The sequence below is a fragment of the Agrobacterium sp. DKPNP3 genome (genome assembly GCF_052686535.1).
Genome location: NZ_JBQYSN010000113.1, coordinates 1 through 13631, shown reverse-complemented (window position 1 = coordinate 13631; position 13631 = coordinate 1). Strand labels below are relative to the sequence as shown.

Here is a 13631-nt window from a genome sequence, read left to right as displayed (position 1 = left end):
GAGCGAACGACCGCTTCGGCTTCGGCAACCTTGTTGACGATGATGTTGCCAGCTTCCGAGAAGGTCTGGGCGACGGCAGCCGCCTGCCCGGAAAGGCGCGTCTGCGCATCCGAGATGCGGTTGACGATCTCGCCGGACTTTTCTTCGATTGCCTTGGTGAAAGCTTCGTTCTGCGCTTGCACCTGTTCTGCGAATTCCGAGCCGGATTTCGAAAGCAGGGCAGAGGAGCGGGCGGCTTCGTCGCCGATGCTCTGGGTGGCGGACGTCACCGCGCCGCGAAGGCTGACGGCGAGATCGGTCGCCTTGCCTTCGATCGTGCGGTTGACGTTTTCGAGGCCGATGGTGAGAGCTCGGTCCATGGTCCCGAGACGCTCGTCAATACGGGCCGCGCCCGCATCAAATGTCTCGGCAAGACGGCTCGTGCGGCTTTCGAACGTGTCTGCAACCCGTGTGGTCTGTTCGTCCAGAATGCCGGTGATGCGCTCGGCTGCTTCGTCGCTGGTGCGGGCGAAAACGGCTGTCTTGTCTTCAAGCGCTTCCGCAAAGCGGCGGCCAGCGTCGTCGATCGAACTGTTGACGTTGGCAAGGTCGCCGCCGACTCTGGTCTGGAGAGCGTCGAGCGAGGTTTCGATGCGGGCGCCGGTCTCGTCCAGACGGGTGGTGACATTGCCGATCGAGGTCTCGATTCGCGTGGAGAGGGCATCTGTCGCCCCGCCGATCTCGCGTGCGGCTTCGCCGATCTTCACGGCTATATCGCCGGCGCTGTTACGAAGGCGCTCTTCCAGCGTCTGAGCGCTACCGTCGATCGCCTTTTGCAGTGTTTCCTGCTGGGTTTCGAGCGACAGTTCGAGCATGCTGGCGCTGGAAGCAACCGTTGTGCCGATCATCATCGCCTGCTCGGAGAGCATATCACCCATCTGGGTCGTCGCGGAGTTAAGGGTCGCGGCGATCTCCGCCTGACGCTGCTCGAGCGTCGTGCGGATTTCATCATGTGACTGCGAGAGATTGCTTTCGAGGCGGGTCACACCCGCTTCGACTGTCTGGGCAAAGCGGCTGCTGCCGTCTTCAACGACGCTTTCGATGCGGTTGGCGGCGCCCGATACGCTCTGTTCGATGAGGCCGCTGTTGCGTTCCAGCGAACCGGCGATGCGTTCCGCCTGGGAACCGAGCATGGTTTCGAGCCGCTCATGGCCACTGGCAAGCGCGTTTTCCAGCGTGAAGGCCGTGGCTTCCAGACGCTGACCGACACCGGCAGCGGCGAGCGAAAGCGACGAGGCTCTCGCATCCATGGCCTCGGCGATCCGCTCCTCGACACCCGAAATCGTCATGTCGAGCGCCATGGTGCGGCTGTCAAGCGCCTCCGCAATGCGCTCTTCGGCGCCGGAAACGATGCCCGATAGGGCAGCGGTACGGGTGTCGAGAGCGCTCGCGATGCGGTCTTCAACGCCGGCAACGGCGCTGTTGATGGCGGCGGTGCGGCCATCGAGAATATCGGTGATCTTCTCCTCAACGCCGGAGAAGCTCATGTCGAGCGCCATGGTGCGGCTGTCGAGCACGTCTGTGATCCGCTCTTCCGCACCCGAAACGATGGTCTTCAGCGAGTCCGTACGGCTGTCCAGCGCGCCGGCGATGCGGTTCTCGGCGCTGGCCACCAGATCGCCAAGGGCGGCGGTACGCGTGTCGAGCGCCTGGGCGATTTTTTCTTCTGCGCCGGAGAAGGTCATGTCGAGAGCCATGGTGCGGCTATCGAGCGCGTCGGTGATACGTTCTTCGGCACCGGAAACAACGTTCTTCAGCGAATCCGTGCGGCTGTCGAGCGCGCCTGCAATACGCGTCTCGGCGCTTGCAACCAGATCGCCGAGGGCCGCGGTGCGGGTGTCGAGCGCTTCGGCGATTTTTTCCTCTGCGCCGGAGAAGGTCATGTCGAGCGCCATGGTGCGGCTGTCCAGCGCATCAGCGATGCGTTCTTCAGCGCCCGAGACAACGGCGTTGAGCGCGGCGGTGCGGCCGTCCAGCGTTTCGGCGATACGGTGCTCCGCACCGGCAACGACGTCGCCGAACAGGGCTGTCCGGCTGTCGAGCGCGCCGGCGATTTTTTCTTCGGCGGTTGCCACGATGCCTGTCAGGGCCGACGTCCGGTTATCGAGGGTTTCGGAAAGGCGTTCCTCGACATTGGCGAAGGTCATGTCGAGCGACAGGGTACGGCTGTCCATGGCGTCTGCGATGCGTTCTTCGACGCCGGAAATCGCGCTCGTGAGGGCGGCGGTGCGGCCGTCAAGTGTATCGGCGATGCGGTTTTCCGCGCCGGAGACGACATCGTGCAGCGCCGCGGTGCGGCTTTCCAGCGTGTCTGAGATTCGGTCTTCGATGCCGGAGACAGCGCCCGTGATGGCGGCGGCACGGGTTTCAAGCGTTTCGGCAAGCCGACGCTCAACATCGGCGACAACATTATTGATGGCGGCAGCGCGCTCGTCGAGCATGGCGGCAAGGCGTTCCGCCGTACCGGAGACGGAGCCAGTGATGGCCAACGAACGGCTGGCGAGTGCCTCATCGAAGCGGTCCTGGCTGGCCGAAAGCGCGCCGAACAGGGCATTGCTGCGGTCCGCCAGCACGGCGTCGATCTTCTCATGCGAATTGGCGAAAGCATCGGTAATTTCGGCGGTGCGCTGACCGATTGCCTCGCTGAAAGCCTGTGTGCGGCTTTCGAGCGCGCTTTCCAGCATTTCCTGACCCGTGCCGAGCGCGGTTGCGAGCGCCAATGACTGATCGGTCATGGTGGCGCCGATGCGCTCGAGGCCGGAATTCAGCATCGTATCGAGGGCTTCAGAGCCACCGGCGACGGTTTCATTGATGCGGGCAAGGCTTTCCATAAGCTTGCTGTCGAGGCTGCCGGCGCGCTGATCGAAGGCGCTGGCAAATTGCGACACATGCTCGTCGAATGCGGAATTGACCTGACCGACGGTCGCCTGCAACCGCTCTTCATAGAGGCCCGAGCGAAGATCGAGGTCCATGATGGCGTCGTCAGCGGTGCTCTGCAAGCTCTGACGGAAGGAGAGACCTTTTTCTTCGAGCGTGGTGGAGAGCTTGTCGAGAACCGTATCCAGTGAGCCGCCGATGACCTGCTGGCCGCGCTCGATATTGCGGTTGAGCTCCAGCGTGCGCGTCGAGAGCGTCTCGTTAAGCTGGCGGGTGCGTTCTTCAAGAGCGCTGTTGAGGCTCTCGACACCGCTATCCAGCGTCGAAGCATGGATTGCGAAACGCTCCAGCAGCACTTCACCGCGCTCGTCGAGCGTCGAGGTGAGGTTATGCAGACGCATGTCGAATTCGTTCGAAATCGTCGAACCGGAGGAATTCAGCGCCTGAAGCAGGTTTTCGGTCTTGGCGGCAATAAGGCTGCCCATCGCTTCGGTCGAAGCGCGGGATTTTTCGAGGAGAGCGGCGGAACGCGTATCGATCATCGAAGCGAAAGCTTCGCCGGTCGTCGCAATCCGCATCGAAAGCTCTTCGCCGACGATGGACAGTTCTTCCTTGATCTGTTCCTGGGCGCCGACAATGGACGAGCGGATGCGCTCGGCATGGTTGACGATCGCGTCGCGTTCGGCGGTCAGCTCCTGCACGAGGCTGCGCACGCGCAGTTCATTGTCCGCATAGCTGCGCTCGAGCGCGTTGACCTCGGAATGAACAAGCGTTTCGAGCTCGGTGGCACGGGCAATCGTGCGCTCGATGCCGTCATTCATGGCCGAAACTTCGCGGCGCACCGCCTGACCGACGGACATAATGCGGTCGGAGGCGACAGTTTCCGGCTCGGCAAGACGAAGCGCGACTTCCGCCATCGAGCGGGCGGCGTTGCGCAGGTCGCGGGCGCGCGCCATCATGATCGCGAAGGCAAAGAACAGCATGATCGGCACAAGTATGCCGACGACGATGGCCATCAGGCCCGGAATTGCTGTGAGATCAGCCAGCGAGCCGATGTTCCAAAGGGCGTTGCCATAAAGAAGGTGGGCGACGCCGAGGCCGCCGAGCGCCCAGATGATTGACATGATCGTGGCGTTGCGAAGCGCGCCGCCGATCGATCCGCCTTCCAGCGATTTCAGGATCATGGCCGGGCTGCGCTTGGATCCGTCATTGGCGGCTTCGAGATTGGGCGAGCGGGGTGTCTGTTCGACAGGCGCGCGTGCGGCCTCGGGAGCAGGGGACGGTCTGCTTGCTTCCTTCACTCTGGCCTCCGGCTGCTTCGGCGCTGCAGGTTTCCGCGTCTCCGGCTTCTCTTCGAAAGCGCCAAGCTGCAGGGCATCTTCCAACGCCTGAAAAGCAGTCTCGTCGACAGAGTCGCTGATCTTGTTATTCGCCATGCGGTTACGCCTCGTTACACTTACGCCCGGCTTCATGCCGTTGACCCACCTGCGATACGCAAGCAGACTGCCGCCATCATGCCAGCGGAACTCGACCCTCAAGAGAGAACAGTCCCGCCATTTACCAAATCCCGACTGCTGGTGACCCAGCTTTCGGGCGAAATTACATCACCATGCCGCAATAACAAAGCTTGAGCTTAAGCCTTGAGAGAACGGCAGTACCGTAGTGACACATTTAGGTGTTCGAAACAATTAATGCGGATTTGCGGCAGGGGCGAAGTGTCGGCTTTTTAACAGTTTTTAAACCGGAGTTTCGCGCTGAACGCCTTGTTTCGCCTAAGTTTAACATAAATTAACCATAGCAGAAGATTTTCGCCAGCGTCACGCCGTAATTTAAGCCGATAGCAGCTGCCACAATGCGTGAATACGACACAGATGTGACACGAAACAGGAAATGGTGAGACAGGATTCCAGCCATGGCAGCGGTCAGTATTGTTTTCGAAGCGCCCGATAATTACGGCAGCATGCCTGCCGCCAGTCAAAAGCCGATCGATTTCGATCATCTTTCCAGACAGACAATGGGCGATAAGGATTTGGAAATCGAGGTGTTGCAGCTCTTCAGCCGCAACGCGCGCGCCGCCCTGCACGAGATGATTGGAGCGGATGACAAGTCGGTTATTGCGACGGCGCACCGGCTGAAGGGTTCGGCTCAGTCGGTCGGCGCATCCGCAGTTTCGGCTGCCGCGACTTCGGTAGAAGAAAAGGGCAACGACACCGCGGCAATCGCGAAACTCGCAGCTGCCATTGTCGAGGCCGAAAATTTCATTTTGAAACTTTGCCGATAGGGCGGTTCATATACAATTGCCGTTTCGCCCAAGCCGGTCATGCCTGAAGCTCGTGAAGCGGGTTGCCAAGGCGGGCCGGCCTTTCTATGTGTTTAGAACAGTTCTCAGACCAGATTTTGGATTTCCAGCATGACAAAACTCACCATCGTTGCCTTTGACGGCACGCCTCATGAACTCGACGTCAGCAATGGCTCCACCGTCATGGAGAACGCGGTTCGCAACTCCATCCCCGGCATCGATGCGGAATGCGGTGGCGCCTGTGCCTGTGCGACCTGTCATGTCTACGTCGATGACGCCTGGGCCGAGCGTGTCGGCGGACCGGAACCGATGGAAGAGGATATGCTCGACTTCGCTTTCGACGTTCGGCCGACATCCCGGCTTTCCTGTCAGATCAAGATGAATGACGACCTTGATGGTCTCGTCGTTCACGTTCCCGAGCGCCAGGGCTGAAGCCGTCAAGCGCTGGTTCCCGACAGAAAAAGCCCCGCTCACCTGGTAGCGGGGAGCGGGGCGAGGCGGGTACGCAGCATGCAGGCGAGGGAGGAAACACCTGCGAGCCCTCAAGTGCGTACCGGGAGAACCGGAGGCGGCATGTCCCCGACGCCGCCTGGCTGCAAGGTCCTATACCGTACGAAGAACGTACAATGAGTCTTGGCGCCCGCACCATGGCGAGAATTCACGGGTGAGATAGGACATGACGTAACGTCATGCCCCGTCACTCAGGGTGATAAATGGGACTGCCTGGGGCTGTTCAGCGGCGCGTCTGACCCTGGGCCAACCGGTTCTTCAGAAGCCGGGTCATGCGCGCATCGAAGTTCTTCGACTCCACCATGTCGAACCGCATCTGGTCCTTGTCATGCTCGTCCATGACGGTCTGGGTGATCTTGCCGACCATGCCCTGCAGGGTTTCGCAGCTCTTTTGCGGCCGGAGCGACGTCAGCTGCCGTTCGAGAGAGCGGGCATAGGAGCGGGCAATTTCCGCGTGACGCTCCTCGTGGCGCTTGATGTCAGCAAGCAGTGTATCCCAGATGAAGGCGAGTTCCGCCGTGGTGCGGCGGCGGTTCTTCCACTGCGGCAGCAGAATGCGCGTGTTCAGGAGAACCTTCGCCGTGCCGACGCTGCAAAGGCCGTTTTTCTCGATATAGGTCAGTTCGCCACCGAATTTGATTTCCGTCGCGCCGGGATGACGTGCACCGGTATTGCGGGTCAGCGGACCGTGTTTGGATAGCTGTTGATCGAGATCGGCCGCCGTCTTGCCGCCGATCGAGAAATAGGAATAGGTCTTGCGGACGATGGTATCGGAAAAAGCCGGTCCGGGGAGGGAAAGCGCTGCTACGACCGCCATTGCGGCGCAAAGAGCACGTGATGATTTGGTCATGACCCGGCCTTCCGGTTGAACTTGAAAAAGGTTTGCTGCATAGGCGGAGTGGAACTTATAAGAATTGGCATAACACTCCGTTATTCCCGAAAGGCGCGTGTTACGTGATAACAGTCGGCAGCAACGCCTGGCAAGCGGCCCATGGCCGCTCCCTGAAACTTGATGGGCGTGGCCGTATTATGGCCATCGTGAACGCCACCCCTGATTCCTTTTCCGATGGCGGCCGTTATCTCGCCATCGACGCGGCCTTTTCCCATGCGCTGACCTGTGTGGAGGAGGGCGCTGACATCGTCGATATCGGCGGCGAATCAACGCGTCCGGGTGCAGCGGCGGTGACGGAAGCCGAAGAGCAGGACCGCGTCCTACCCGTCATCGAAAAATTGCGTCGCGAGACGGATGCGCTGATTTCCATCGACACGTATCGCGCTTCAACGGCAAGGCTGGCGATCGCAGCGGGCGCGCATATCGTCAACGATGTCTTCGGGCTGCAGAAAGATCCTGACATGGCCGGCGTGGTTGCCGCGTTTCGCGCCGGCGTCTGCATCATGCATACCGGCCGCGACAGGCAGAAGCTTGCCGACGTGATTAAGGATCAGTTCGAATTTCTCGACCGATCGCTTGAGATCGCTGATAATGCCGGCATCAGCCGCGAGGCCGTCGTGCTTGATCCGGGCTTTGGCTTCGCCAAGGACGAGGAAGAGAATGTCGCACTGATGGCGCGCTTCGGTGAACTCTCGGCGTTCGGGCTGCCGGTTCTGGCCGGCACGTCGCGGAAGCGTTTCATCGGGTCGCTGACGGGCCGGGATTCCGCTGCGGATCGCGATATCGGAACGGCAGCGACAACGGTCGTGCTGAGGCTGGCCGGCGCTGCCGTTTTTCGCGTGCACAATGTTGCCGCGACGCGTGATGCCCTGGCAATTGCCGATGCGGTCCTTGCCAAAACCACTGCAAAGGCCGATGCCTAGTTTAACGAGTGCGGGAATGCCGTCCCCCGAAGATGGGACGATGTTGCTGCAAAACAGTCCTGCCATGGAGGCGATGCGATGAGCCGCTATACCATCATCCTGAAAAACTGTTCCTTTTTCGCCCGTCATGGCCTCCTCGAGCAGGAAGAGGTGCTAGGCCAGCGCTTTTTCGTGGATGCCGAGATGGAAGTCGAAGCGGGCGATGCTCTAGAAACGGACGATATCGAAAACACTGTCGATTACGGCGTGGCTTTCGCCGTCATCGAAAAGATCGTCGTGGGACAGCGCCGTTACCTGATCGAGGCCTTGGCGAACGATATCGCCAAGGCGCTGCGCGCGCGCTACCCGCAGATCGTCTGGCTCAAGATCACCGTGCGTAAACCCTCTGCGCCCGTTCCCGGTATTCTCGATTACGCGCAGGTGAGCGTTGAACATCGTGCCTGAGACGATGACGGTGGCCGCGCTGGGTCTTGGCGGCAATATCGGCGATCCAGCCGCCGCGATGGCGAGAGCGCTGCGCGAACTCGATGCGCATGCCGATTGCCATTTGCTTGCCGTTTCCGACCTTTACCGTACCCCGCCATGGGGCAAGACGGATCAGGCGGACTTTTTTAATTGCTGCGCTTTGGTCGAGACCCGGTTGACGGCGCCCGCGCTTTTGCAACTCTGCCTCGATATCGAAAAGGGCATGAAGCGGGTGCGGACGGAGCGCTGGGGGCCGCGCACCATCGACATCGACGTGCTCACCTTTGGTAATGAGTCGGTCGTAACGGAAAGCCTTGAAGTGCCGCATCCGCGCATGGCCGACCGCGCTTTCGTGCTGCTGCCGCTCGCCGACATCGCGCCTGATCTCAGCGTCAAGGGAAAGCCTGTCAGCGAATGGCTGCAGCAAGCAGATGTAAATGGCATTGTCCGCGCAAACAAAAAACGGGAGTGGTGGACACTCCCGTTTGGCGACAGCTGAGAAGATGATGGCTTTTACGGCTTGATAGAGCCAACGGCGATCTGATCGATATCACGCGCCAGCGTCACGCCGATGACGGGGATCATCTGGTCTGCGACCTTGACCGAAATGGTGATATTCATCGAATTGTCGTTCGACACGCGTGCAACCATCGCGCCGTTCAGCTTGGCGCGGTTGATGCCGACGACGACCTTGTCACCGCTCACCTGACCAGAGGTGATGTCGAGCCCCTTGCCGCCAGCGCCATCGAGAAACTTGCCCTCGTAGCTGTTGCCCTTCTGGCTGATGACGGCAGACATGGGCTGGCTGAAAACGCCGACGCGGCAGGTGCCGCCGAGTTTGATGCCTGTCTGCTTGTCGTCGAGTGGCTCGCCCGTCAGGTCGCAGGTGAACTTGGTGCCCTTGTATTTGCCGGCAACGATTTCGCCCGGGCCTTTCCAGACGCCAGCCACCGAGCGAAAGAATACGTCGTCACGATCGCGCGGTGCGGCATGGACGTCAGACAGACCGAAGCCGCCACTGACGGACAAAATGGCGGCAAGTCCGCCCATAAGCGAAAAGAAGCGCGAATACATGATACTTTCCCCGGCGAAGAAGCCTGTTCGATAGGCTTCAATCTAGCGGTGGAATGGTTAATGCTTGGTTTATTTCGAGCTAATTTGCGGATTTGTCCGTAACCTTTTGGGAGACCAAAGGCCCGAAAATCAGGCTTTATCACCGCTTTTTCCGCCGCTTAAATCGGGTGTGAGGTCAGACATGAAATCGCCGATCCCTGGCCGCTTCACTGCCCGGAATGGCAGGGGTCGGCAAAGATCCATGGCGGCGATACCGATTCGTGCCGTCATCAGCCCGTTGATGACGCCTTCACCCAGACGGGCGGAGAGTTTCGAGGCGAGACCATGGCCGAGAACCTGCTGGGCGAGCCCGTCGCCGACGGCAATGGAGCCCGTAACGGCAAGATGCGCAACGACATCCCGAAGCAGCCTCAGCATGCCAAGCGTTCCGGGCCGTCCGCCATAGAGCTCCGCCATGGCGCGGACGAGGCGTGTGACTTCGAACAATACATAAGCAAGATCGACAACCGCTCGCGGGCTGACCGCTGTGACGACGGACACACGTTTGGATGAATTGAGAATAAGGGCGCGTGCCTGACGGTCGAGCGGCACGAGCAATTCCCGTTCGGCGAGTTCGATCAGATGCGGGCCATCGATGACGTCATTTTCCGTGTCCTTCAGCGCTGCACGCCCCTTGGCGGTTTCAGCACGGTGCGAAAGCACAGCATTGAGCCGTGTGACGATGGCGCGGGCGGGCTTGGCGCTTTTCTCAAGGCTGGCTGTCTCGGCATCTGCCTTAAGGGATTGCACCGCATTGAGCCGCATGATGCCAAAGACCTCGCGCCCGACGAGGGCGAGAACCGCAGCAAGCGCAACGAGAAGCGACACTGTCGCCGTATAACCCAGCCAGTCGGACCGCGAAAACAGATTGCGAATAAGCTGATCCGCCCATAGTCCGAAGGCGAGCGAGAAAAGCACCCCGAATGCGCCAAGCGCCACCTTGCCGAAGAAAAAGCGGCTTTTCTTCGGGGTCGCGACCGGAAGCGCGGCGGCGTCGATATCCTCGGGCGCCAGAAACGGATCGTCCTCGTCCCGTGTCAGGGAAACCTCGGCGTCGAAGCTTCGCGGCGAACGTTTTTGCGCAGCGGGCTTGCTCGCCGTGTCCTCTGTCTCGAGCGTGAAAGCAGCCGGGCGACGTGTCTGCGGATCGTTTTGAGTGGGAGCCTTCATGCGAGCTTGTCTCCGAACAGGAACTGCATGGCGCGGTCGAGCCTGATATGGGGAACGGAAAGCCGGATGCCGCCGCTGCCCGGCTCGTCAATGTTGGGCGGCCGGAAGCGCACGACATTGACATCCGGCAGCGAGGCCTTGTCTCCATCCCGGTCGATGCTGCGGAACAGCGGTTCCGGATCGTCGGGCAGGTCGCCGGGAAAGATCGCCGTTTTGCGATTGCCGTCGAACGTTTCGCCATTGATGGTTTCGCCGGCCATCGGCGTGCCGACGATGACGGGAAGTTCGTGGCCGTCCTGCCGTACGCTCGCCTCTCTGGTGGCGCGCACGGAGGCGAGCGCCATGACCTCGATACCGGCGCCGTTCATGCCGATGGTGGTGATGGCGCGATCCACCAGGCGGCGGGTCAGGCGCTCCAGCCGGTCGTGGCTTTCATGGTGCAGATGGTCGGCCTTGGTGGCTGCAATCAGCACCTTGTCGATACGCCTGCCGATCAGGGAGGAGAGCAGGCTGTTGGTGCCGGGGCGGAAACAGGCAAGCACGTCGCCCAGCGCCCGTTCCAGATCCTGTACGGCCTCCGGGCCGCGATTGACGGCCTGCAACGTGTCGATCAGAACGATCTGCCGGTCGAGGCGGGCGAAATGTTCGCGGAAGAAGGGTTTGACGACGATCGATTTGTAAGCGTCGTAGCGCCGCTCCATCATCGCACGCAGCGAGCCCTTCGGTGCTTTTTCGTCAGTGAGGCCCGGCAGGGGTGCAAATGTTAGCGCTGGCGATCCCTCGAGATCACCCGGCATCAGAAAGCGCCCGGGCGGCAGCGTGGAAAGCGATCTTTCGTCGGATTTACAGGCCTTCAAATAGGCTGCGAAACTTTCCGCCAGCCGCCTGGCCGTCATTTCATCGGCAGGTGCATTGATATCCAGCGAGGAAGCGATTGCCAGCCATTCCTGCGCCAGTTCGGCGCGGATGCCACTTTGCGCAAGGGCAACGGTCGCATCGCTGAACTGCTTGTAATCCTGGGAAAGCAGCGGCAGGTCAAGCAGCCATTCGCCGGGGTAATCGACGATATCGATGGACAGCTTTCCGGCGGAAAACCAGCGAGCCCAGCCACTGGCGCTCTGGTAATCGAGCGTGATCCGTAATTCCGATATAGCGCGGGTCGAATCCGGCCACAGCCTGTCGCGGACGAGCGCCTGAATGTGATCTTCATATTGAAAGCGCGGGATAGCGTCGTCCGGCTGCGGTTCAAGCCGCACATTCGACACGCGTCCAGAGCGGATGGCCTCGAACAGCGGCAGCCGCCCGCCATTCAGCAGATTATGGACGAGGGACGAAATGAAAACCGTCTTTCCCGCGCGGGAAAGCCCGGTGACGCCAAGCCGCAATGTGGGATGGGTGAGGTTGCTTGCACGGTCGGCCAGATTATCGAAAGCGATCAGCGCGCTGTCTGTCAGGGACGTAAAGGAAGGCGACAATGGCAATTTCCTGGCTGTGTTTAACGGTCACGGCTGCAATATAGGGAGGTGCGCCTGCCCAAAAAAGAAGCGTCCCAACCGATTTTCAGCGGGCGGCTTGGTGGAGTTCCTCCAAAAATCTTTGAAGATTATTTTCCTGGAGCGAGAAAATCGACGAGCCGCCAGCGATCTCTACCGTTCGCAAGGCTGTCATCATGGTCGAGAACTGCAAGACCCGATGTTGGAAAGCCCGAGGGCAGGGCGGCGTGCAGCAGGTCCTCGCCGATCATCGCTTCCAGCGTCGCCTCCATGGTCGGATTGTGGCCCACCAGCATCACTGATCGGGCTTCCGCCTGCGCGGCTATAAGCGACAGATAGGTTTCGCTGCGCGCGTTATACATCTCATCGATGTAGGAAATATCGATGCCCTCATTGAAGGCCCGTTGCCATGCCTGCGTCGTCTGCCGGCAGCGCGTGGCGGTGGAGGAGAGGAGGAGATCGGGGCGGTAATGCCTGTCGGCAGCAAGGTCCGCAATGACCTCCGCCTCGGCAAAACCGGCATCGTTCAATCCCCGGTCGAAATCCCGCTCCCCCGGGGCGGCCCAGGCGGCCTTGGCGTGGCGCAGAAGATAAACGCGGCTCGGGGAAGATGCTGTCAAGGGCGGGACCGGCTTTCGAGTGGCAGGGTGGTGACTGAATGCTACAGGATAGGGTTGCCGGACCGCAAGTCCCCTTTCCTGTTGGTAAGTCGCGCTGAAGTGATTGAAGAAGAGATCGCTTCAATACGAATAAAGGATAAAAATTAGTCATTTAGATGATTTTTGTGTCAGTTTTAAAAATGCCCGAAAACTGATCTGTACACTTGAACCGGCCACTATCATTGGAGTATACACCGCCGCATTGAGATGTTCTTCGAGGAGAATCGCGTTGAGTGAGAAGATCGATCTTAGCAAATATGTGCTCTCGGAAGACGAAGAGTTCATGAATGCCAGCCAGCGCGCCTACTTCCGCGCGAAGCTCATAGCCTGGAAAAACGATATCCTGAGAGAAGCGCGCGAGACGCTCGGACATCTCGCCGAAGAAAGCGCCAACCATCCCGATCTTGCCGATCGGGCCTCTTCCGAGACAGACCGGGCGATCGAGCTTCGCGCCCGTGATCGTCAGCGCAAGCTGATCTCCAAGATCGATGCAGCCCTTCAGCGGATCGAAGACGGCACCTACGGCTACTGTGAGGAAACGGGCGAGCCTATCGGCCTCAAACGTCTGGATGCCCGTCCGATTGCCACGCTTTCCATCGAAGCGCAGGAACGTCACGAGCGCCGCGAAAAGGTTTATCGCGACGAATAAGGCGACGCCTTGTTGTCTCGGTGAATAAGAAGACAGACAAAAGGGCACGGAACTCGCTTCCGTGCCCTTTCTCGTTTTCGTGTCTCAGTGATGGACCCGCTTTCGTCACCGGTCGCGCGTGACGGAGAGCTCTCCGAAGATACGCGCCATTTCCTTCTGCATGTCGCCTTCAGCAACCGCACCCGTAACGGGCGCTGGCGCGGGCTGGTTCTTGACCGGCTTCTCCGCGGCGACCGAAGCGGAGGGTTCGTTTTCCGCCTCCTTGCTTTTGGCGATCTCAGCCTCGAGGAAGCTTTCGAAATCGCTGGCGAGCTCGTCGGAAAATTTAGGCTCCGGGCCGCTCGGAGCCACAGCCGGGGTCTCGGGTTTGGGCGGGAAAGGCGCCGGGGATGCCGGTTGGGCAGACTTCAGGTCTGGCAGAACCCGATCCCGGGCGGCATCGAGGAAATCGGCAGCGATGGACTGATCGACCACCGGTTCACGCGCTGCGAATACGGGTGGGGCGGGTTCAGCTGTCCGTTGATCCAGCTTCGGCTCAACTT

The 13631-nt window shown here is 60.3% G+C and carries 12 protein-coding genes and 1 pseudogene; 6 read left to right on the top strand and 7 right to left on the bottom strand.

What is annotated here, in order from left to right:
* A partial coding sequence (locus ACUTJJ_RS22265) for an apolipoprotein A-IV repeat region-like domain-containing protein (RefSeq protein WP_445543453.1) occupies window positions 1–4352 on the bottom strand: 4352 nt, incomplete at its 3' end.
* A gap of 476 nt (window positions 4353–4828) precedes the next feature.
* Between ACUTJJ_RS22265 and ACUTJJ_RS22260 the strand changes: the two genes are divergently transcribed.
* Together ACUTJJ_RS22260 and ACUTJJ_RS22255 are read left to right on the top strand one after the other, a co-directional pair.
* A complete protein-coding gene (locus ACUTJJ_RS22260; protein ID WP_144574587.1) occupies window positions 4829–5197 on the top strand; it encodes an Hpt domain-containing protein in 369 nt (122 codons plus the stop codon).
* A 129-nt stretch (window positions 5198–5326) separates the two neighbouring features.
* Window positions 5327–5647, top strand: a complete 321-nt coding sequence (locus tag ACUTJJ_RS22255) for a 2Fe-2S iron-sulfur cluster-binding protein (RefSeq protein ID WP_209088612.1) — start codon at window positions 5327–5329, stop codon at window positions 5645–5647.
* 301 nt (window positions 5648–5948) lie between these two features.
* Here ACUTJJ_RS22255 and ACUTJJ_RS22250 read toward each other — a convergent pair whose 3' ends face one another.
* Entirely contained in the window at window positions 5949–6575 is a 627-nt protein-coding gene (locus ACUTJJ_RS22250; RefSeq protein WP_445543452.1) for a DUF922 domain-containing Zn-dependent protease, read from the bottom strand.
* Window positions 6576–6679: 104 nt separating this feature from the next.
* Here ACUTJJ_RS22250 and folP point away from each other — a divergent pair, with 104 nt between their 5' ends.
* The 3 genes from folP (at window position 6680) to folK (ending at window position 8504) form a co-directional block, all read left to right on the top strand.
* Window positions 6680–7540, top strand: a complete 861-nt coding sequence (gene folP, locus ACUTJJ_RS22245; protein WP_445543451.1) for a dihydropteroate synthase — start codon at window positions 6680–6682, stop codon at window positions 7538–7540.
* Window positions 7541–7618: 78 nt separating this feature from the next.
* The gene (gene folB, locus ACUTJJ_RS22240; protein WP_063951134.1) at window positions 7619–7984 is read left to right on the top strand and encodes a dihydroneopterin aldolase; all 366 of its coding nucleotides are present in this window, start codon (window positions 7619–7621) and stop codon (window positions 7982–7984) included.
* Between the two features lie 4 nt (window positions 7985–7988).
* On the top strand, window positions 7989–8504 hold the full coding sequence (folK, locus tag ACUTJJ_RS22235; RefSeq protein ID WP_445543454.1) for a 2-amino-4-hydroxy-6-hydroxymethyldihydropteridine diphosphokinase: 516 nt from the start codon (window positions 7989–7991) through the stop codon (window positions 8502–8504).
* 14 nt (window positions 8505–8518) lie between these two features.
* Here the strand turns inward: folK and ACUTJJ_RS22230 are convergent, their stop codons facing one another.
* The 4 genes from ACUTJJ_RS22230 to ACUTJJ_RS22215 all read right to left on the bottom strand — a co-directional run bounded on the left by ACUTJJ_RS22230 (window position 8519) and on the right by ACUTJJ_RS22215 (window position 12401).
* Entirely contained in the window at window positions 8519–9079 is a 561-nt protein-coding gene (locus tag ACUTJJ_RS22230) for a hypothetical protein (RefSeq protein WP_063951132.1), read from the bottom strand.
* Window positions 9080–9208: 129 nt separating this feature from the next.
* Entirely contained in the window at window positions 9209–10288 is a 1080-nt protein-coding gene (locus ACUTJJ_RS22225) for a TIGR01620 family protein (RefSeq protein ID WP_445543450.1), read from the bottom strand.
* Entirely contained in the window at window positions 10285–11763 is a 1479-nt protein-coding gene (locus tag ACUTJJ_RS22220; protein ID WP_445543449.1) for a YcjX family protein, read from the bottom strand. Before ACUTJJ_RS22220 ends, ACUTJJ_RS22225 begins: the two co-directional genes overlap by 4 nt.
* A gap of 128 nt (window positions 11764–11891) precedes the next feature.
* Window positions 11892–12401, bottom strand: a complete 510-nt coding sequence (locus tag ACUTJJ_RS22215; RefSeq protein WP_445543448.1) for a SixA phosphatase family protein — start codon at window positions 12399–12401, stop codon at window positions 11892–11894.
* Between the two features lie 268 nt (window positions 12402–12669).
* On the opposite strand from ACUTJJ_RS22215, the gene dksA reads away from it, so the two are divergent.
* Window positions 12670–13089: an RNA polymerase-binding protein DksA gene (dksA, locus tag ACUTJJ_RS22210; RefSeq protein WP_063951129.1), complete on the top strand. Its 420-nt coding sequence runs from the start codon at window positions 12670–12672 to the stop codon at window positions 13087–13089.
* A 105-nt stretch (window positions 13090–13194) separates the two neighbouring features.
* Here dksA and ACUTJJ_RS22205 read toward each other — a convergent pair.
* A pseudogene (locus ACUTJJ_RS22205) lies at window positions 13195–13631 on the bottom strand (flagellar biosynthetic protein FliO); the annotation flags it as partial.

What these genes read in the sequence shown, in the direction of transcription:
- folB (WP_063951134.1), top strand. Translation starts at nt 7,619, where the DNA reads ATGAGCCGCTATACCATCATCCTGAAAAACTGTTCCTTTTTCGCCCGT.
- ACUTJJ_RS22230 (WP_063951132.1), bottom strand. Translation starts at nt 9,079, where the DNA reads ATGTATTCGCGCTTCTTTTCGCTTATGGGCGGACTTGCCGCCATTTTG.
- ACUTJJ_RS22250 (WP_445543452.1), bottom strand. Translation starts at nt 6,575, where the DNA reads ATGACCAAATCATCACGTGCTCTTTGCGCCGCAATGGCGGTCGTAGCA.
- folK (WP_445543454.1), top strand. Translation starts at nt 7,989, where the DNA reads ATGACGGTGGCCGCGCTGGGTCTTGGCGGCAATATCGGCGATCCAGCC.
- ACUTJJ_RS22260 (WP_144574587.1), top strand. Translation starts at nt 4,829, where the DNA reads ATGGCAGCGGTCAGTATTGTTTTCGAAGCGCCCGATAATTACGGCAGC.
- ACUTJJ_RS22255 (WP_209088612.1), top strand. Translation starts at nt 5,327, where the DNA reads ATGACAAAACTCACCATCGTTGCCTTTGACGGCACGCCTCATGAACTC.
- ACUTJJ_RS22225 (WP_445543450.1), bottom strand. Translation starts at nt 10,288, where the DNA reads ATGAAGGCTCCCACTCAAAACGATCCGCAGACACGTCGCCCGGCTGCT.